The organism is Paenibacillus mesotrionivorans, from assembly GCF_046098205.1.
GTDB lineage: Bacteria > Bacillota > Bacilli > Paenibacillales > NBRC-103111 > Paenibacillus_AR > Paenibacillus_AR mesotrionivorans.
This window is the reverse complement of record NZ_JBJURJ010000001.1, coordinates 320038-338935: the sequence shown is the minus strand read 5'-3', so window position 1 is coordinate 338935 and position 18898 is coordinate 320038. Positions and strand designations below refer to the sequence as shown.

The 18898-nt window shown below is 55.3% G+C and carries 14 protein-coding genes; all 14 read left to right on the top strand.

The genetic code is table 11. The features are described 5' to 3' along the window. Positions 1-52: 52 nt before the first annotated feature. A complete protein-coding gene (locus ACI1P1_RS01595) occupies positions 53-8188 on the top strand; it encodes a discoidin domain-containing protein (RefSeq protein WP_416214595.1) in 8136 nt (2711 codons plus the stop codon). Positions 8189-8552: 364 nt separating this feature from the next. Beyond that, positions 8553-9155: a genetic competence negative regulator gene (locus tag ACI1P1_RS01590; protein ID WP_416214594.1), complete on the top strand. Its 603-nt coding sequence runs from the start codon at positions 8553-8555 to the stop codon at positions 9153-9155. Between the two features lie 270 nt (positions 9156-9425). Continuing rightward, positions 9426-10124 carry a glutamic-type intramembrane protease PrsW gene (gene prsW / locus ACI1P1_RS01585; protein ID WP_416214593.1) on the top strand — a complete coding sequence of 233 codons (699 nt, stop codon included), beginning with the start codon at positions 9426-9428 and terminating at the stop codon, positions 10122-10124. A 59-nt stretch (positions 10125-10183) separates the two neighbouring features. Then, positions 10184-10342 carry a hypothetical protein gene (locus ACI1P1_RS01580; RefSeq protein ID WP_416214592.1) on the top strand — a complete coding sequence of 53 codons (159 nt, stop codon included), beginning with the start codon at positions 10184-10186 and terminating at the stop codon, positions 10340-10342. Positions 10343-10491: 149 nt separating this feature from the next. Next, positions 10492-11844: a germination protein YpeB gene (ypeB, locus tag ACI1P1_RS01575; RefSeq protein WP_416214591.1), complete on the top strand. Its 1353-nt coding sequence runs from the start codon at positions 10492-10494 to the stop codon at positions 11842-11844. Between the two features lie 215 nt (positions 11845-12059). Next, positions 12060-12713, top strand: a complete 654-nt coding sequence (locus ACI1P1_RS01570) for a flagellar brake protein (RefSeq protein ID WP_416214590.1) — start codon at positions 12060-12062, stop codon at positions 12711-12713. Between the two features lie 87 nt (positions 12714-12800). Continuing rightward, positions 12801-13022: a hypothetical protein gene (locus ACI1P1_RS01565; protein ID WP_416214589.1), complete on the top strand. Its 222-nt coding sequence runs from the start codon at positions 12801-12803 to the stop codon at positions 13020-13022. A 186-nt stretch (positions 13023-13208) separates the two neighbouring features. Next, positions 13209-13883 carry a (d)CMP kinase gene (gene cmk, locus ACI1P1_RS01560; RefSeq protein ID WP_416214588.1) on the top strand — a complete coding sequence of 225 codons (675 nt, stop codon included), beginning with the start codon at positions 13209-13211 and terminating at the stop codon, positions 13881-13883. Between the two features lie 94 nt (positions 13884-13977). Then, positions 13978-14532, top strand: a complete 555-nt coding sequence (locus tag ACI1P1_RS01555; RefSeq protein WP_416214782.1) for a lysophospholipid acyltransferase family protein — start codon at positions 13978-13980, stop codon at positions 14530-14532. A gap of 86 nt (positions 14533-14618) precedes the next feature. Beyond that, positions 14619-15896: a 30S ribosomal protein S1 gene (gene rpsA / locus ACI1P1_RS01550; protein WP_416214587.1), complete on the top strand. Its 1278-nt coding sequence runs from the start codon at positions 14619-14621 to the stop codon at positions 15894-15896. A gap of 19 nt (positions 15897-15915) precedes the next feature. Continuing rightward, positions 15916-17007: a type 2 isopentenyl-diphosphate Delta-isomerase gene (gene fni, locus ACI1P1_RS01545; protein ID WP_416214586.1), complete on the top strand. Its 1092-nt coding sequence runs from the start codon at positions 15916-15918 to the stop codon at positions 17005-17007. A gap of 89 nt (positions 17008-17096) precedes the next feature. Further along, on the top strand, positions 17097-17702 hold the full coding sequence (locus ACI1P1_RS01540) for a hypothetical protein (protein ID WP_416214585.1): 606 nt from the start codon (positions 17097-17099) through the stop codon (positions 17700-17702). A 19-nt stretch (positions 17703-17721) separates the two neighbouring features. Further along, entirely contained in the window at positions 17722-18630 is a 909-nt protein-coding gene (locus ACI1P1_RS01535) for a YIEGIA family protein (RefSeq protein WP_416214584.1), read from the top strand. A gap of 21 nt (positions 18631-18651) precedes the next feature. Further along, positions 18652-18837, top strand: coding sequence for a capping complex subunit for YIEGIA (locus ACI1P1_RS01530; RefSeq protein ID WP_416214583.1), 186 nt, complete (start codon positions 18652-18654; stop codon positions 18835-18837). The last annotated feature ends 61 nt before the right edge of the window (positions 18838-18898 follow it).

The window sequence follows — 18898 nt, the reverse complement described above, 5'->3', positions numbered from 1 at the left end:
GCTTGTCAGTTCTAATAGTAAGGGTTAGTACGGGACTATACGAAGGAGGCATATGATGAAGAGAATTGCTAAAAAATGGACATCCATCATGGTGGTCTTAACCGTAATAATGGGACTGGTTTCTTCTGTTTTTCCTGCCCCATTTGTGAAAGCGCTTGCGGATACTCAATCTCCAACAGCTCCTGCCAATCCAGGCTCCATATGGAGAACACTGGATTCCATCCATTTGGTTTGGACACCATCCACGGATGATGTTGGAGTGGTGGCGTATGACATATATGACGGAGGGACACTTGTTGGCTCCACCTCCAATGGATCGCCCCATTATTGGGTCAACGGTCTTGCCGGGGGAGGAACTCACACCTTTACAGTCAAAGCCAGGGATGCCGCAGGCAATACCTCTGCCGCAAGCCAAGCGTATCTTTTGGTCAATGGGGCATTAGATCGTGCGGGTTGGTCCGTAAGCGCTTCACATAAAACAACAGAGGCAAAACTTGCGGTTGACCATCTAAGCTCTACCCGGTGGACATCCGGTACAGCCCAAAGTGCGGGAATGTGGTTTCAAATTGATACCGGGGCTGCTCCCAAAACCTACAGCAAGCTGGTATTGGAGGGGGGCGGTGATTATATCCGGAAGTACAGCGTGGCGGTATCCGCGGACGGGAGCACATGGGGAGCGCCTGTCGCCACCGGAACAGGAACTGCCTCCTTGCTGACCATAGAATTCCCTGCCCAAACGGCCCGTTATATCCGGATTACAGCGAATGCCGCCAACGGCAACTACTGGTCCATTAATGATCTGAATCTGTTCGGGGAATGGAGCCCGGACAACGTGCCGCCCTCCGCTCCGGCCGGTCTTCAGGCAAGCGCCGTATATGATACGGAGGTTCAATTGAGCTGGACACCCTCAACGGACAATTCCGCTGTATACGGATATGACATTTATTCGGGAGCCCAATGGATGGGCTTTTCACAGACCAATTCTGTCAAAATTCCCGGACTTGCCGCGGGATCAAATTATTCGTTCACCGTAACCGCTTTGGATGCAGCCGGAAATTCATCGCCTGCCGGAACTCCCCTGCAGGTGACCACCACCGGTGCTTTGAACCGCACTCTGTGGACCGCAAAGGCTTCTGCAGGTGATGGGTCCGCCAAACAGGGTATTGATGCCAGCACCAGCACCCGGTGGACCTCCGGTTCCGCCCAAACCTCGGGCATGTGGTACCAGGTGGATACCGGTCCGGGAGATAAAACCTACAATAAGCTTGTAATGGACGGAGGAGGGGACTATCCGCGGAAATACGAGATCCGCGTCTCCCATGACGGTACCAGCTGGAGCGAACCTGTTGCGGCAGGAACCGGCAGCACCTCGCGCATTACGGTCACCTTTCCGGAGCAAACCGCCAAGTTTGTAAGGGTTGTTCTCACGGGCTCGGCTGGGGTCTACTGGTCCATCAATGATTTGAACCTGTACGGCACCGCGGCGCCCGATAACGAGCTGCCGTCGAAACCAACCGGACTTGCCGCAGCCAATGTTCTGGATACCCAACTGGATTTAACATGGAATACGGCTACGGACAATATCGCTGTTATGGGTTATAACCTGTATTCCGGCAACCAATTAGTGACGTATACCACCGGCACCTCCTGGCAGCTCACCGGATTGTCCCCGGCTACCGCGTACAGCTTCCGTGTGGAGGCTGTGGATCTGGCAGGCAACCGTTCTGCGCCAAGCGACGCGCTCCAGGTGGTTACCCAAGACGTGATTCCGGCTCCTCTCATTGCGCGTTACGAAATGGAGCCCGATGCTCAGAATGCTAGCCTTCTCACAGACAGCAGCGGCTTAGGGCTGTCGGGAGCCATAACGGCCCCTGCCTCTTTTGTGGATGGCAGGACGGGAGGGGGCAAGGCTCTGTCCTTGACCGGCGCCAATCAGGCCAAGGTAGCCAATACCGGCTTGCTGGATAAAATCAGCAACGAAATGACCATCTCCGCCTGGATTAAACCCCAGGACCTGAACTCCTACCAGCCCATCGTCAGCAAGCGGGATGCCAACTGGAAGGGAACCACCTTCTATTTGGGCTTAGAGGGCAATAAGCTCCGCTTCGGCTACGATTACGGCGAGAAATGGAATATCTGGACCTTCACCTCTCCGGATATCCAGGCGGGACAATGGTTCCATGTGGCCGTCACCTTCAAGGAAGGGACCGGTGTCAAATTTTATGTAAACGGGACTCTGATCGGGTCAGTGAATGGTTCCGCTGTTAATCCGGGTGCACTTCCCAATGATGTGGATATGCTGATCGGCACGGAGTGGCACTATGACTCCTCCTTACGAGCGATGATCCAATACAGCTACCGCGGTCTTCTGGACTCTCTCCGGATTTACGGGGCTGCTCTGACCTATGACCAAATCCAGGCTGACAAAAACGGCACCATTGCCACCCGTGTGGCCGTAGCATCAGATTTCGATGTTCCGGAGAAGTATGCCACCTTCCGGCTGGAGCGTTTTGATATGCCCCTTGGCCTGGTCACCGGCTCCAGCACCAACGCCAAAACCCGGCAGCTGGCAGCCCGTGTGGATGGACCCGATGGGGTGGATTGGCCGGCTATCACTCTGACCATTCCCCAGCCCGCCGGCCCGGCCAAAACCGTTCAGCCCTTCGCAGCAGGCGCGGAATACAAGACGGAAATCTGGCTGCAGCAAAGTCCCAACAACATGCCGACTCTCCGGCAGCCCTACGATAACGTGCTGAATCCCGGGAACCATTGGGTCCGGGGACTGTACTGGAGATGGGGGCAAACCTTCATGTACACCACCGATCCGACAGCAAGGACGTGGGGCTGGGACCATTCGTTGTGGGTCTTTCCGGTGAAGATTGCAAGCTCTGCTGCAGGTTCGGTGAAGAATGTGGTGCTGAAGTCCGAAGGGGCGGAGATTTACAACAGCGGCAATAAAACCTACAACTCCCTGACGCTCCTCCTGCCACAGAATGAAAAAGGAAAACCTTATGAGCTTTGGGTAGATGGACGGGGGCCTGTCAGCTTTGATGTTGGGCTCAAAGAGATAGAGCCGGGTAATCCCAAGGATGAGCCCCTCGCTATTGATTTGCAGCTTCCCGGTAGCGGTCCGGCCATTACCGTCAAGGCATTGGAAAAGCCGGATACCTTCCCTAACCAGGCGAAGTGGAATGAGGATGTAACGGCGCTGTCTGCTGCCAAACCGGTGACTCCGTCATATACGCCTGCGTCGTCCTCCCTGAAAAGCCGGGTGGGTCTTGAGGTGCCGCGGTCACCGTTGGGCGTGAACTTCGTTTATTTGCCCCATGGCATGAGCGCAGGCGGTTTCTTCCATTCGGAGCATCCGGAGAATGCCGCCAGCTATCAGAATATCGGCAGTCCCGCGGATTATGCCGCCTATGTGGCGGACACAGGATATGACCGCGTTTTCGAGTATGCCAACTTCAGCGCTAATTCGCCGGAGTCCAATAATCACGACAAAGTAGCCAAGGAGCTGGCCGACCGTGGAGTCCAATTCGGGCTGATTCCCATGACGGACTTGAACTATTTCGACTTGCGCAGCCAGAATTTGCCGTTCTATACGACTTATTTGCCGGATTATCATCAGCCGCTGTACCGGATTCTGCAGCTGGGGCTACAGCGTCTCGGCGTTTATCCCAATCTGGCAGGAGTCAGCCTGGGTGCGGACAATGCGGGTTATGCCCAATACTGGGACTGGGCGCCGCCTCATCCCAACCGTCCGTGGGGAAGGGCGTATGAACAGTTTCGGGCCTTGGACGGCCAATCCCTGATTACCCCCATTGCCCCCAGCCTCCAGGGGTCTTACAACCCGAAGGCCCATGAGCAATTTGCGGATAACACCAAGTCATTTACCGATTACATTACCCGTTATAACGAGACCTTCCGGAATTACGGGTACTTCGCCCAGGCAGTAAAAGCTGTTGATCCGAGTCTCGCCATGACCACCGGCTCCTTCGGCAGCTCTCCCGGCGTAGGTGCGCGGGGCGGCTGGAATTGGGCTACTATCCCGGGCAAGGAGATGCATGAGGAAATACCGGTGCAAAGCGCTTACGACTGGAATGAGCTAGATACCTCCAAGCCTCTCCATCAAGTGGCCCTGCTGGACCGGCTGAAGAGCTATAATCCTGTGAAGCCTACCTGGTCCCTTCAGGATGATTTCTCCTTATTCTTCGGCAAGGCAGACCGGGAAAAAACCTATGCCATGACGTTAACCCGGGGCATTCAGTCCATCGGCACCAACTCCCTCCCCAACGACAAGGGAAGTCTGGCGAAGCCGCAGATGATTGCCGAGCAGAAGGAGCTGTACCAGTGGATCCACAAGTACGGCGGGGCATATGCCATAACCGAGCCAGAGCCGTCCGTCGGCATCCTGTATGTCAACGAGCAAGCGCTCCTGCGGGCGGGTTATGCGCCGGATAATGCCGGTTCCGCCCCTACCGAGCAGGGACTGCTGAACGCCTCCCATGAGGGCAAGGTGACGGAAGCCTTGTTTATGACCCATGCCGCCGGCTGGCCCTCCAAGGTCATTACGCCGGAGGAGCTGAAGAGAGGGCTGCCTTCCTCAGTGAAAACGATTCTGCTTACCGGTCTGAACCAATACGACGACAGCTGGCATTGGTATGACGGCATTACGGCAGAGCTGGCTGCATTTGTGGATAACGGCGGAACCATACTCCGTGATGCGGAATCCGTTTCTCCGGTGCAATCTGTGGCTTCCGGTATGAATATCCGGGCCTATACGATTCAGAGCCATACGGATCAGACCCAATTACTCTTGTCGCGGAATGCCGAAAATATCTCCATTCTCCGCAGCCTGATGGCAGCAAAAGAACAGCCTGTAGCCGCATCCGCCAGCTCCACCGTATGGGCTGTGCCCACCCGGGCGGGGGATACCCGCTATGTGACGGTGCTCAATGAGCTCCACCGCACAGATTCGGGGAACGAGCAGCATCTTGTGGGGCAAACCGGGGAAATTTCCTGGAATACCTCGCGCCCCATTTATGATGTGCGTCTTGGGAGGAAGGTGACTGAAGCAGAGGCGTCCCAGGTGGATCTCCAAAGCCATGGCTTCCAGTGGTATGCACTGCCTCCCGCTGAAGTCACAGCACCTGAAATTTCGTTAACCGCCGGTGAATCCGGTTATTATGAGGCCTCTGCGGTTATTGCCAACCCTGACCCCATGACGGGGATTCCGCTGGAATGGACAATCACAGCCGCAGACGGAAGCAATCCTGCCACCGTATATTCGGCTACCGGATTGAACGCCCGGTTACCTGTGAAGGCAACTGATGCAGGCAGTTATACGGTGACGGTCAAAGAGCTGCTGAGCGGGTTGGCGGTTAATGTCCCGCTTACCGTGGCTCCCCAGCCTGCCGCAGCGGCAGGGAATGTGACAATGGACCGCGATGAACAGGTGCATGCGTTTGCCGCCCGTACGGATAAACCTCTCACCATTGCGCTGACGGCCGGCCAGAACGCCGACCCGGCCATTGTGGCACAAGCCAGCCGCCTGGTCCAATATTATACGGCGAAGGGCCGCAGTGCTGCCCTTGGGCTTGCGGAGCCTGGGGGTGTGGTAAGGAGTCTGCAGGAATACAAAACCTATTTGGCTTACCCCCAATGGAAAACGGAGGAGTCCGATCTGGTCCTGATGGGCTCCAGCTCCACCAATGTGCTGATTCTGGACCAAGCCAGAGGGTTCCTGCTGCCGGAGCAAGGAACCGGTTTGTCGGCAGGAAAAGCGGAGATCTCTTATACCAACTCGCCTTTTGTAGGCGAGTATGACGTTTTAAACATCGTTGCCAACGATGCGGCAGGGATTACTGCAGCGGTGGATGCGTTGACCATGCTCCCTGAACCTAAGCCTCAAGCGCCAAAGCTGCTGCAGGCCACTCTGCGTACAGCCTCATCCATCGGATTGTCCTGGAGCGGCGAAGCCTCGGGCTATACGGTTGAACGGCGTTACAACGGCAATCCTGTCTGGGAAACGGCGGGCATCACAAGCCAAGGGCAAACCATCTTTACGGATAGCGGGCTGCTACCGGATTCTCTCTATACCTACCGGATCCGTGCCACCGGAACAACCGGCGCATCCGCCCCCAGTGAAGAGGCGCGGATGTATACCTCGGGAGGGGCAGGAGAGGGGGCGTTGCTTAAGGCGCCCACCAATCTTGCCGCGGTTGGCCAACGTGAAACGGAAATCGATCTGGTCTGGACTGCCTCGCCGTCTGCTGGCGGCATTGCCGGTTACGAGATCTATGCAGATGGCGCAAGGGTGAATCCGTTGGAGGTGACGGGAACCGCCTATACCGTTACCGGGTTAAATCCGGGTGTAAGCTATGTGTTCACCGTCCGGGCAAAGGATACGGCAGGCAGCTTGTCGGCTGCCAGCTCCGGCCTGACGGCATCCACACTTCCGGGCGCATTGTCCCGTGAGGGATGGACCGCCACTGCCTCCCACAATTCGGCAGGTGCAGTCCGCGGTGTAGATGCCAGCGCTTCTACCCGCTGGGATACCGGCGCCAACCAGGCGGCAGGGCAGTATTACCAGGTGGATCTGGGCCGAACAGCGGTCTTTAATAAGCTGGTGCTGGACGCTTCGGGCAGCTCTGGCGACTTCCCCCGCGCATATGCTGTGACCGTCTCCGCAGACGGCAACACCTGGAGTGCCCCTGTGGCTACCGGAAGCGGGGCGGCTGTGACAACAGTCACCTTCGCGGAACAGCAGGCCAGATATGTAAGGGTTACGCTGACCGGTGGTATTTCCCGCTATTGGTCCATCCATGATCTGGCCCTGTTTAACCAGGACACAGAGGCTCCGGCAGCGCCCGGGCAGGTGGAGATCGTCAAGATCACCTCCAACTCGGCGGATCTGGTGTGGCAGCCGTCTCAAGACAATCTGGCCGTAAGCGGTTATGACGTGTACGCCAATGGCAGCAAGCTTAATTCGGTGATTGTCACCGGGACGTCCTATACCGCCATCGGTCTTACGCCTGCGACGGTTTACACCTTTACCGTCAAGGCGAAGGACCTTGCCGGGAATGTGTCAGCGGACAGTCCGGCCGCCACTGCCAAAACCATGGATGCTCCTTTGAACCGAACGGGGTGGACTGCTGTGGCATCGCCTAATTCCAGCCAAGCCGCTTTGGCGTTGGACGGGAACAGCAGCACCCTGTGGAGCACCGTTACGGGCCAGACCTACGGAAATTATTTCGAGCTTCATTTAGGCGCAGAGCAAAGCTTTAACCAAGTGGTACTGGATTCAGGTACTCATTCCGGGGAGTATCCCGTAAGCTATCAGCTTTATGTTTCGGGGGACGGAGTAAATTGGGGCAATCCCATAGCCGGGGGCGAGGGAGCACCCGTTACGGTGATTTCCTTCCCGTATGCAGCGGCTGCTTATATGAAAATCGTCCAGACCGGAGCCTCTTCCACTCCTTGGACCATTGATGAAATCCATTTGTACCGCACCGACAATGAAGCGCCTTCCATCCCGACTGGGCTCACCGCCTCTGCTATCACAGAGACAACGGCACGCCTGGCCTGGCAGCCATCGGTTGATAATGGAGAGGTGGCCGGTTACCGGATTTTCAATGGCACGGAGCCTTATGGTGCTCAGCTGGTGACAGGCACCACCCATACCCTGGAAGGGCTGGTTCCGGCAACTCAGTATACCTTCCATGTGGTGGCGGTGGATACGGCAGGGAATGTCTCACCCTTGAGCGGCCCCGTCTCGTTTACCACGAAGGAGCCTTATTTGGACCGCACCGGCTGGACGGCAACCGCCTCCCATAATTCCTGGAGCGCTGGAAGAGCACTGGACGGCAATGCCTCAACCCGTTGGGATACGGTATCCAATCAGGTGTACGGCCAATATTTCCAAATTGACATGCAAGCTTCTCAAACCGTTAACAAACTGGTGCTGGATGCATCCGGCAGCTCCAGTGATTTCCCCCGCGGCTACAGTGTATATGTTTCGCAGGACGGAGTGGAGTGGGGGCAGCCGGTAGCTTCCGGCACCGGGAGTGCGGTAACCACCGTCACCTTCCCTGACCAGACTGCCCGGTTTATCCGGATTGTGCAGACCGGTGCGGTCGCCCGGTATTGGTCCATTCATGAGGTTTACGTTTATTACATTCAGCCTTAACACGATTGGTTAAACTGAAAAAGGCCGGAGGGCGCTTTCATTGCCTCCGGCTTTTTGGCATGAATTGGGAAACCGGCGGAGCTGCCGGAGCATGAAACCTTTCCCTCTATTTCCCGTAAAAACTGTACTTGGTTATACACAAATTTTCCGGTGCAATTCGCATTCAATAGTGGTAACATGCTATAATAATAGCAGCTGGCTCGTCGGAACTTAAGCGATTCTGTCGAAGGCGGCCGGCAGCTTGTCTCTAAGCAGCAGCGGGGACAAGCGAGGTAATTTTTGTACACTTTTTGTGCATTTCCTTCATAAACTATTACTATGGTATGCTTTTGGTTCCGAGCTGGCCAAAAAGGAGGGTCCTGTAATGAAAATTGAACGTTTGAGTACCGATAAGATAAGGATTTTCCTCACTTTCGACGACTTGACGGAGCGCGGGATCCAAAAGGAGGACATGTGGCGGGAGATTCCCAAAGTCCACGAGCTGTTCAGCGAGATGATGGAGCAGGCCTATTCCGAATTAGGCTTCGATGCATCCGGTCCGCTGGCGGTTGAAGTGTTCGCGCTGCCCGCCCAAGGCATGGTGGTCATCGTGACCAGAGGCAAGATGAATAGTACCTCTTCTGATTCCGCGGATGAAGAGGAAGATATATATGAGATGGAAGTAACGCTGGAGGAGAGCGAGCTGATATCCTACGCCTTCTCCGATTTTGAGGATTTGCTCCGGATGGCGAAGGTTGTCCTTCCTATGCTGCCTGAAGGCGGCAAGCTGTTCTCTTATAAGAACCGGTACATTCTACAGGTTGAGCCTTCCGATTGGGATGAGAAGGACAGCCGTTACCAGGCCTTAATTGCGGTTATGTCCGAATACGGGGAAGCAACCTCGGTTACACAGGCAGTGCTGGAGGAATACGGCAAAACCGTTATTGCCGAGAACGCGGTTCAAGTGTTGTGCAGCCATTTCCAATAATGCATAGAAGGCGCGCTGAAACGTTGCCCGGCCTTGTGCATCCTCAACACAGCGGTGGGTGAGGGTGCATTTTTTTGTTCCTATTCGTCAATTAGCAGACCCGGCAGGGGCTGAGTTGTGATAGAATAAAGTCGTGTTGTTTTTGGCCAAGGGTTGAACCTGGTTGCTTTGTGGGGAAGAACCCTCAAATCGGCTGTGCCGATTTCGAGGCTACCGCAACCAATCCGGCCTAAGGCCTGGACCTGGTTGCTTTGAAGGGGGGACGTTTGCTTGTTCCTGTTGTCTATTTTGGCGGCGGCCATTGCGCCGGGGCTTTCCTTGCTCGCCTACTTTTATCTGAAGGACCGCTATGAGTCGGAGCCGGTGCATACGGTCATCCGCATGTTCATTATGGGGGTACTGCTGGTATTTCCCACCATGGTGCTGCAGCGGGCCTTTGTCCTGGGTTTCGGTGAGAACCCGTTTTTGTACTCATTCGTCTATTCCTCCTTCCTGGAGGAATTCCTGAAGTGGTTCATCCTGTACTTCCTCATTTATAAGCATCAGGCTTTCGATGAGCCGTACGACGGCATTGTATATGCAACAGCGGTTTCTCTGGGCTTTGCCACCATGGAGAATGTCATGTACGCGCTTTTGTTCGGCCCCTCGGTTTCCTCCTTGGTTATGAGGGCGTTGCTGCCGGTTTCGGGCCATGCGCTGTTCGGGGTGATGATGGGCTATCATATGGGCAAAGCCAAGTTCCGCGGCGGAACATCCGAACGTTCGGAGCTTGCTTATTCCCTCTGCTTGCCGGTGGTGTACCACGGTGTGTTCGATTACATTATCCTGGATGCCAAGCCCTATTGGATGTGGCTGATGATCCCCTTGATGCTGTTCCTGTGGAGGAAAAGCATGATGCGGATTAACCGGGCCAATGACCGGTCTCCCCTGCGGGCTGTGATCCGGGAAGAGGAGATTAAAATTTCCTGAACCTGTCCATACTGGATATAGAGTTATGGGACTATATCGCAAGTAGTACAGGAGGCGCTATGGATCGGGGCCGGACCAAAGTGAAAATCTACTGCAAGCAGTGCGGCGAGAAGTTCGTGCTGAAGGGCAAATGGGAAAAAGGCAAGCTGGAAACGGGCTTCCGGCAATGCTTGTGCAGCAACGAGAACGATTTTGACATTGAGGTTGAGGATTACTGAGAAAAGAGACGTCCTACGCGGCAGACGCGTTTACAGGAACGTCTCTTTTTTGTTTTGTTGTCCATGGAACGGTGTGCATAATCTGGCTGCCCGGAACGCAACCTACAACCAACCGAACCATTTTTTCGAAAGGGGAAGCTGATGCCATCATGTACAGACGATTGAGCATGATCTTGTTCCCGATTATGACCCTGGCCTTTATCGGGACGGCCATCTGGGGCTACCAGGAGAATCAGGAGAAGAACACCATGCTGATTAAGGCGGAGAACCAGTACCAACGCGCATTCCATGACTTGTCCTACCATGTAGAGCAGCTGCAGACGGAGCTGGGCAAAACCATGGCCGCCAATTCCACCTCCAACGACTATTACCGCAGAAGCCTGACCAATGTATGGCGCATTACCAGCCAAGCGCAGAATGAAATTAACCAGCTGCCGCTGACCTTGCTGCCCTTTAACAAAACCGAGGAATTTCTTTCGAATATCGCCAATTTCACCTACCGGACCGCTGTCCGGGATTTGACCAAAAAACCCATGACCCCGGAAGAGCAAAAGACGCTGCAAACCCTCTATGACCATGCTAACGAGATCAATGGTGAGCTCCAGCAGGTGCAGGGCAAGGTGCTCTCGGAAAATCTCCGGTGGATGGATGTGGAGACCGCCCTGGCCACCCAGGAGAAGCAGATGGACAATACCATCGTGGACGGCTTCATGACCGTGGACAAAAAGGTGTCCGAATACGAGGAGCTGGACTGGGGCCCTTCCATGGCGTCCACCTTCCAGAAGCGCAGCTACAATTCGCTGCCGGGGATGGAAATCAATGCGGAGGAAGCCAAGCAGAAGGCGGCGCAGTTCCTCCAGCTCCCGGACGGGACCAGTGAACTGGAGGTTGCGGAGAACGGAGCGGGAACGGAATTCAGCAGCTTCAGCGTAAAGGGCAAAAACCCCTACTCCGGGGAGGATATGCAGCTGGATGTCTCCAAAAAAGGCGGGCACATTATTTATTACATGTCCTCCCGTAATGTAGGTGAGCGCAATGTGGACCTGAAGGGTGCACAGGACGCCGCTGCCGAATTTTTGTCCGCTCATGGTTATGACTCCATGCTTCCTGTGAATTACGACGAATATTCCAACACGGCTTCCTTTACCTTTGCCAGGAAGGAAGGGGAGATTGTAGTCTACCCCGAAAAAGTCGTAGTCAAGGTGGCGCTGGACAATGCGGAGGTAACAGGGCTCCAGGCGGGGGATTATATCTACGAGCACAAGAGCAGAAGCTTCCCCAAACCGGCCATCTCCGTGGAGGAGGCCCGGAAGGACGTGAATCCTTCCCTGAAGGTGGAATCCGTCAACCAGGCCTGGATCAAGAACGACCTGGACGATGAAGTGCTGTGTTATGAGTTTATCGGCAAAATGAACGACTCCAGCTACAAGATCTACATTAGCGCCGAAACCGGACTGGAGGAGAAGGTGGAGGCGTTTAAGGAAGTGCAGGAAGGGGCTTAAGTCCGGTCGCCGGTAAGGCTTAAGCATTAAGTAGTGGTCAGCAGCTTCCCTGCCGTTCTGCGGCGGGGAGGTTTTTTGCTGTTCTGCATACGATGGAGCCCGTACAAAAATAGGACTGGTCTTGTCCGGCAATAATGTTATAATTCCTAGGGAGTGATTGCAAACACTCCCTAGTAGACTACCGGGCAAGGAATAGACGAGGAGGCAAACCCTTCATGCTCCCCAAAATCAACCAGGTCCTGCACATCCAGATCAACTCTATCGACGAGGATGAATCCATGCAGGAGTACAAATCAAGAATTTCCGACATAACTGCGGATTATATGGAAATTGAAGTGCCGATGAATGAACGCACCGGACGGCTGAAGCGGCTGTTCCAGGGGGATGAGCTGTCGGTTTATTTCCTGACGGAAGGCGGCATGAAGAATTTTTTTATGAGCACGGTGCTGGGCATCCGGGATAACGAGTTCCGTACGGTATTAATCAGGAAGCCTGCAGAGGAATCCATTACCAAGGTCCAGCGGCGGAGCTTTCTCCGTGTGCCTGCAGAGCTTGATATTGCGGCGAGCCTCGGGGAGCAGGTTCGGTTCACGGGTGTCACCGATGATGTGGGCGGAGGCGGGGCCTCCTTTATCTGCGAGGGCAATATTCCCGTCAAGATAGGGGATGCGCTATCCTGCTGGCTGCTCCTGATTTCACGGAATGCGAAGCCGGAGCATATTCCCTTTAAAGGAGAGGTTGTCCGCACCAAAGCGCTGGAATCGGGCCGGCAGCAGGTGATGATGCAATTTTCGGAGATCTCCGATAAGGACCGCCAGAAGATTATCCGGTTCTGCTTCGAGCGCCAGCTGGAAATCCGGAAGAATTAGGATAATAGTTGCGGGGGTTGGCAATAATGCATGTCGTACATGCTAGAGCGGGTTTGCAAACACGTTCTAGGCGGAGGTGCGGCAGATATGAAAAAACCGACCTATGAGGAAATGTTTAAGACCTTCTCTGCAGCTGTGGAAAAAAAACTGCTTGCTATCGCCCTTGTGCTGGCGGCTCTGCTGCTGGTGTCGCAGCTGCTTCTGCAGATACCGGCAGTTCGTCATGCCCTTCTCCGGGTGGAAAGGCTGGAAGGAACTCCCTTTCCGGTTTTGGAGGAAAGAAACGTGGAGGAGAGAAAAAAACCTTAGCAGCTTTTGCATAAATAAGAGGTTCTATGGTATAATTTTCAACGTTCGCAGGCGCGGCCTGCTTTTTGCGTTTCTTTAAATCTCGGGCGCGCTCTATTGGGGCGATCGTCCCGATTTATGGGTAAACGTGCGGTGACATTAGGCCGCCGCCGGGCGTTTATCCTCGCTACTGGGGGGCCGAGGCTTTTGGGGAAATTCAATGTTGCGCTGGATGGTCCGGCAGGAGCCGGGAAAAGCACGGTTGCCCGCATGGTGGCCAAAGAGCTGGGATATGTGTATGTGGATACGGGAGCGATGTACCGGGCGATCACCTGGAAGGTCCTGCACAAGGACATACCTCTGGAGGATTTGTCCGCCATCGCCGATATGACCGCTTCCACCCGTATAGAGCTGCTGCCCGGCTTGACCGGCCAGACTGTGCTGGTGGACGGGCAGGATGTTACCGAGCGTATCCGCTCCAAGGAAATTAATCTCCATGTCTCGCATATAGCGGCGATTCCGGATGTCCGGGAGAGGCTGGTCAGCATGCAGAAATCCATGGCTGCCGCCAAGGGCGTCGTTATGGATGGCCGGGATATCGGGACAAGTGTGCTGCCGGACGCAGAGGTGAAGGTTTTCCTCACGGCCAGCGCCCGCAAGCGGGCGGAGCGGCGGTATCTGGAGATGAATGCATCCGAGATTTCGCTTGATGACCTGGAAAGGGATATCGAACGGCGGGATCAGCTGGACCGCGGCCGCAAGGTGTCTCCACTCCGGCAGGCCGAGGATGCGGTGCTTCTGGACAGCACGGAAATGTCCTTGGACGAAGTGGTCAACGCGGTCCTCGAACTGTGCAGAACCAAGGAGCTGCGGGGAAACTAGCATCCAATGCCGTTTGCCATTCGTTCAGCTTCTAAATTGGAGTGGAGGTAACAAGGTGGTTTTGTATCGAAGCATACGGTTTATGTTTCGGGGCATGTTCAAGGTGCTGTTCCGCGCGGAGATAATAGGGGCCGAGAATGTCCCTGCCGCGGGTCCCGTGATCTTGTGCTGCAACCATACCAGCAACTTTGACCCGCCCTTTGTCGGATGTTATCTGGAGCGCCAGATTCACTTTATGGCAAAGGCAGAGCTATTCCGGGTTCCCGGCTTCGGCTGGATCATTAAGGAGCTGGGCGCTTTCCCCGTGAAACGTGGCGGGGTCAGCAAGGAATCCATCAAGCTGGCCATCTCCCATCTGCGGGAGGGCCATATGCTTGCTATCTTCCCCGAGGGCTCACGCAAAAATGCCGGAGGCATGGGGAAGAAGGGAGCTGCCAGCCTTGCTCTCCGCTCGGGGGCGACAGTCGTTCCCGCTTGGATTGAAGGGGGCTACAAGCTGTTCCGGCGCACCACCGTTACATACGGCAAGCCTGTGGATTTGTCGGAATTTGACGGAGGAAGCTCGGAACAACAGGAAGCGGCTACCGAGAAGATCATGGAAGCCATCCGCAGTCTCTCCCAGGCAAAGAAAAATGCGGTTTCAAATTGATTGAAATGAATGGAAATGGTATCTTGGAATTATACTACACCCATCATAAATATGGGGTTTGGTTGTTAAACAAGGAGGAATAGACAATGGCTGAAGAAATCAAGATGGATCAAACAGAAAACGGGGCGACAGAAGCATCCGCAGTTGAAGCGGAAGTGCCTGCAACAGAAAATACAGTGGACCTGACTCAAGTGATGACTGTCAAGAAGGGCGACATCGTCAAGGGCAAGATCGTGAAAGTGGAAGCCGATCAGGCGATCGTGGATATCGGCTATAAATATGACGGCATCATCCCTCTCCGCGATCTGTCCTCCGTACAGCTGGACAACGCTTCCGACGCTGTGCAAGTAGGCGACGAAGTGGAGCTGAAGGTTGTTAACATCAATGACGCCAAGGAGACACTGCAATTGTCCAAACGCGCCATCGACAGCGAAAAAGCATGGAACTTGCTGCAGGAAAAGCTGGAATCCAAGGAGATCCTGGAAGCCAAGGTTGCCGATGTAGTGAAGGGCGGTCTGGTTGTAGACGTAGGCCTGCGCGGTTTCGTACCCGCTTCCATGGTGGAACGCCATTTCGTGGAAGATTTCTCCGATTACAAGGGCCGTTCCCTGCGCCTGCGCGTGAAGGAAATCGACCGTGAGAAGAACAAGGTGATCCTCTCCCAGAAGGATGTTCTGGATGAAGAGTTCGAAGCCAGCAAGAAGGAAATCATCGGCGGGATCAAGGTTGGACAAGAACTGGACGGTACCGTTCAGCGTCTGACTCCGTTCGGCGCGTTCATCGACATCGGCGGCATCGACGGCCTGGTGCATATTTCCGAAATGGCTTGGCACCATGTTGAGCAGCCGTCCGAAGTGGTGAAGGAAGGCGACAAGGTTCGCGTACACGTGCTGAAGGTAGATCCTGCCAGCGAACGCATTTCCCTGTCCATCAAGGCTACCCAACCGGGACCTTGGCAGAGCATTGCCGGCAAGGTGAACGTGGGCGACATCATTGAAGGCACCGTGAAGCGTCTGGTAACCTTCGGCGCATTTGTGGAAGTGGCTCCCGGCGTAGAAGGCCTGGTGCACATCTCCCAAATCTCCCACTCCCACATCGGCACACCTCATGAAGTGCTGAAGGAAGGCCAAGAGGTTCAAGTGAAGGTATTGGACATCAATACCGACGAGAAGCGTATTTCCTTGTCCATCAAGGACACCCAGGAAGCTCCCGTAAGAGAGCCAAGACCGGAACGTGAACGCGGCGAACGCGGACACCGCTCTGGCCGGGATACCTCCAATGCTGAATTTGCACCGCCTTCCCAAAGCCTGAACCTGACATTGGGCGAGCGTTTCGGAGACAAGCTGAACAAGTTCAAAAAATAATCGGGAGCGGGGTCAAAAGATGAGGATATCCCGCAAGATGGAGCATATTCATCACGCCCTGTCCCTCCGGCCCCAAGGCCGCAATGGACTGTCGGACGTGAGGCTTGTTCCCAATGCCCTGCCGGACATTTCTCTCTCTTCCGTTTCATTGGCTACACGAATCGGCGAACTCAATTTGAGTTCGCCGATTCTTATTAATGCCATGACTGGGGGAGCGCAGGAGACGGAAGCCATTAACGGCCAATTGGCTGTTGCCGCCAGGGAAACAGGCCTGGCCATGGCGGTCGGGTCCCAAATGTCGGCTATCAAGGATAAATCCATGAGGGCCAGCTACCAGGTTGTGCGCAAAATGAACCCGGACGGTATTGTGATAGCCAATTTGGGGGCAGAGGCCACCCTGGAGCAAGCGTTGGAGGCGGTGGACATGATTTCCGCCGATGCATTACAGATTCATTTGAATGTAATGCAGGAATTGCTCATGCCGGAGGGAGAGCGGGATTTCCAGGGAACCGTGGAGCGGATTAGCCGGATTGCAGAGGCTGCGGGTGTGCCGGTTATCGTCAAGGAGGTTGGCTTTGGGATAGCTGGCGAAGCGGCAGCACGCCTGAAGGCGGCAGGGATCCAAGCTCTTGACGTGGGCGGATCGGGCGGGACGAGTTTTGCCGCTATCGAGAATGCCCGCCGGAGCCGGCCCCTCCAGGCTCTCAATCAATGGGGATGCAGTACGGCGGTTGCGCTGCTGGAATGCGCGCCTGTTTACGGCAATGGCGGTATGATCGCCAGCGGAGGCCTCCGCAACGGCTTGGAGGTTGTTAAATCTCTGGCTTTAGGCGCATCGGCGGCTGGAATGGCGGGTTTGTTCCTCCGGCTGCTGCAGCAATCGGGTTTGGAGGGTCTTATCCGGGGCATTACGGAGATCAAGGAGGAGACGCTTCTGGTGATGTCTGCTCTGGGGGCCGGAACGGTACAGGAGCTGTGGAACTGTCCGGTCGTGATTCTCGGGGAAACGGTGGAATGGTGCCGTGCCCGGGGACTGGAACCGGAGGCTTTGGCCAGAAGAAGCAGGGGCAAGCCGCACTCGCATGAAAGTTCTTCCGGTAACTCATACTAGAGGTGGGTTCCAAACACTTACAGCGTGAGTGGGGCTCCCCCTGAAAGCTTCATTTTCTTTTTGGGGGATTATGTAATCGGGGGATGGATATGAATCCTGGCTACTTGTCCCTGGTTTTAATCAGTGTGACCATGATCCTTCTGGCCAGCGGCTGGAAGGATATCCTGCTTCCCGGAATCCCGCTTGCGGGCCTTCTTGCTTTTTTTACGGGATGGCTGATCGCTGCTATGTTTAAGGTGGAATGGGGCGGGGTGGAGGTCCAATTTACACTCCCGTATCTACTGATCTGCGCAGCGGCGGTGACCGGCATACTGAAAACCCCGCTCCTCCGCGCCCATGTTTGGGTATGCGGCTTACTCCTGGGCACCTTCGACTGTTTGCTGCGGGAGCTGGGCGGATGGGCTGCAGTGGCGCCCCAAGGACATGCATGGCTGAATGGTGCTCTTATCATTGCCGTTATTACGCTGCTCCTGGGCAGAGGGGCGCTTTGGCAATGGATTGCCCTGTCTATAGGTCTGACTGTCTCTGAGGCGCTGTATGTCTGGTTTCACCGGTATTCCGCAAGCTTCGCCGGCGGCGCCGCTTTTGCGGACCACTGGTGGCTTGTGCTCTGTTTGACCAGAGGACTGTCGGTTCTGCTGGAGGCTGTGAGCAAGCTGGCGTCAAAAGGCATGAGGCAGGGGACCAAACGATAACGGGACGGGAGGGATGTGAATGGTGATGGAGCTTTTCGAATCTCCCTATACAGCCGGAATCGTAACAGGGATTGTGTTCGGCATATTGGCAAGACTGTCTATGCTCCGCACGGATTACAGGCAATATCCCACCTACCCCCATGGCCGGATCATCCATCTGGCGTTGGGGCTAATCGCCGCCTCCCTGGGGTCGCTTGCGGTTCCGTCGCTGCTGGAAAAGCAATATACCGCCGTCACCTTTCTGACGCTGGCTGCACAGCAATTCCGTGATGTCCGGAACATGGAGCGGCAGACTCTGACCAATATCGACAGTATGGAGCTGATACCGCGGGGCGCCACTTATATAGAAGGAATCGCCATGGTTTTTGAGGGGCGCAATTACATGGTTATGTTCACGGCCCTGGTGGCCTCCATGTGCGGCATTCTGTTCGGCTGGTATTGGGGAGCCGCGGCCGGAATTCTGGCGCTTCTCATCTCCAATTATTATAAAACCGGCAAATCCTTGTCCAGTATCGCCCATGTGGAAGCAGCCCTGGTACGCATAGACGGACCTGATCTTTATGTGGGGGATATCTATATCATGAATGTGGGATTGGATGAAACCAGGCGGCTGATCCGCGAACACGGCATCGGCTGTATTCTGAAGCCCAAGGATAAGAACAGCCGCATCACCTTGTCCAGCATCGGCCAGCGGCAAGCCCTGCTGCATGACGCCTGTACGATAATGGGAGTCTACCGGGACACAGGCGAGCCCTCCCTGCTGCCAATGGCCAAGCTGGACATGAATGACGGGCGTCTGGCGGTAATGCTGCTTCCGCCCCAGCCTGACCAGGGGCTGGCCCTGTCTGTGGTCAAGCGGGTGCCGCTTCTGGAGAGTGCGGTCCGGCTTCCGGTGGAGGCCCATGTCCATTCGGGAGACCGGCTTTGAGCAGGAGAGGGGGAAGGAACCATGGGGAAAATCGTAGCGGTTGTCACGTCTGACCCTAGCACCGTTGCCGGAGGCGGCGCTCCCGTCTTTATTGCTGCGTTGGAGGAAGACCGGCAAAAGCTGGCGTTCCGTCTGGAGAAAATACTGGACGCCTCGGTCCATGATCTGGGAAACGGGCAGCTGATTGTGGTGGACCACAAAGCATAGGGACGGTAGGGAAGGTAGTCTTGTGCTGCTCCCGCCTCCGGATGAAGGCAAGACTTCCCTT

Coding starts and splice junctions, on each gene's coding strand:
- ACI1P1_RS01580 (WP_416214592.1), top strand. CDS start 10,184: ATGGATCGGGGCCGGACCAAAGTGAAAATCTACTGCAAGCAGTGCGGC.
- ypeB (WP_416214591.1), top strand. CDS start 10,492: ATGTACAGACGATTGAGCATGATCTTGTTCCCGATTATGACCCTGGCC.
- ACI1P1_RS01540 (WP_416214585.1), top strand. CDS start 17,097: ATGAATCCTGGCTACTTGTCCCTGGTTTTAATCAGTGTGACCATGATC.
- rpsA (WP_416214587.1), top strand. CDS start 14,619: ATGGCTGAAGAAATCAAGATGGATCAAACAGAAAACGGGGCGACAGAA.
- ACI1P1_RS01555 (WP_416214782.1), top strand. CDS start 13,978: ATGTTCAAGGTGCTGTTCCGCGCGGAGATAATAGGGGCCGAGAATGTC.
- ACI1P1_RS01565 (WP_416214589.1), top strand. CDS start 12,801: ATGAAAAAACCGACCTATGAGGAAATGTTTAAGACCTTCTCTGCAGCT.
- ACI1P1_RS01530 (WP_416214583.1), top strand. CDS start 18,652: ATGGGGAAAATCGTAGCGGTTGTCACGTCTGACCCTAGCACCGTTGCC.
- ACI1P1_RS01595 (WP_416214595.1), top strand. CDS start 53: ATGATGAAGAGAATTGCTAAAAAATGGACATCCATCATGGTGGTCTTA.
- ACI1P1_RS01535 (WP_416214584.1), top strand. CDS start 17,722: ATGGTGATGGAGCTTTTCGAATCTCCCTATACAGCCGGAATCGTAACA.
- ACI1P1_RS01590 (WP_416214594.1), top strand. CDS start 8,553: ATGAAAATTGAACGTTTGAGTACCGATAAGATAAGGATTTTCCTCACT.
- ACI1P1_RS01570 (WP_416214590.1), top strand. CDS start 12,060: ATGCTCCCCAAAATCAACCAGGTCCTGCACATCCAGATCAACTCTATC.
- fni (WP_416214586.1), top strand. CDS start 15,916: ATGAGGATATCCCGCAAGATGGAGCATATTCATCACGCCCTGTCCCTC.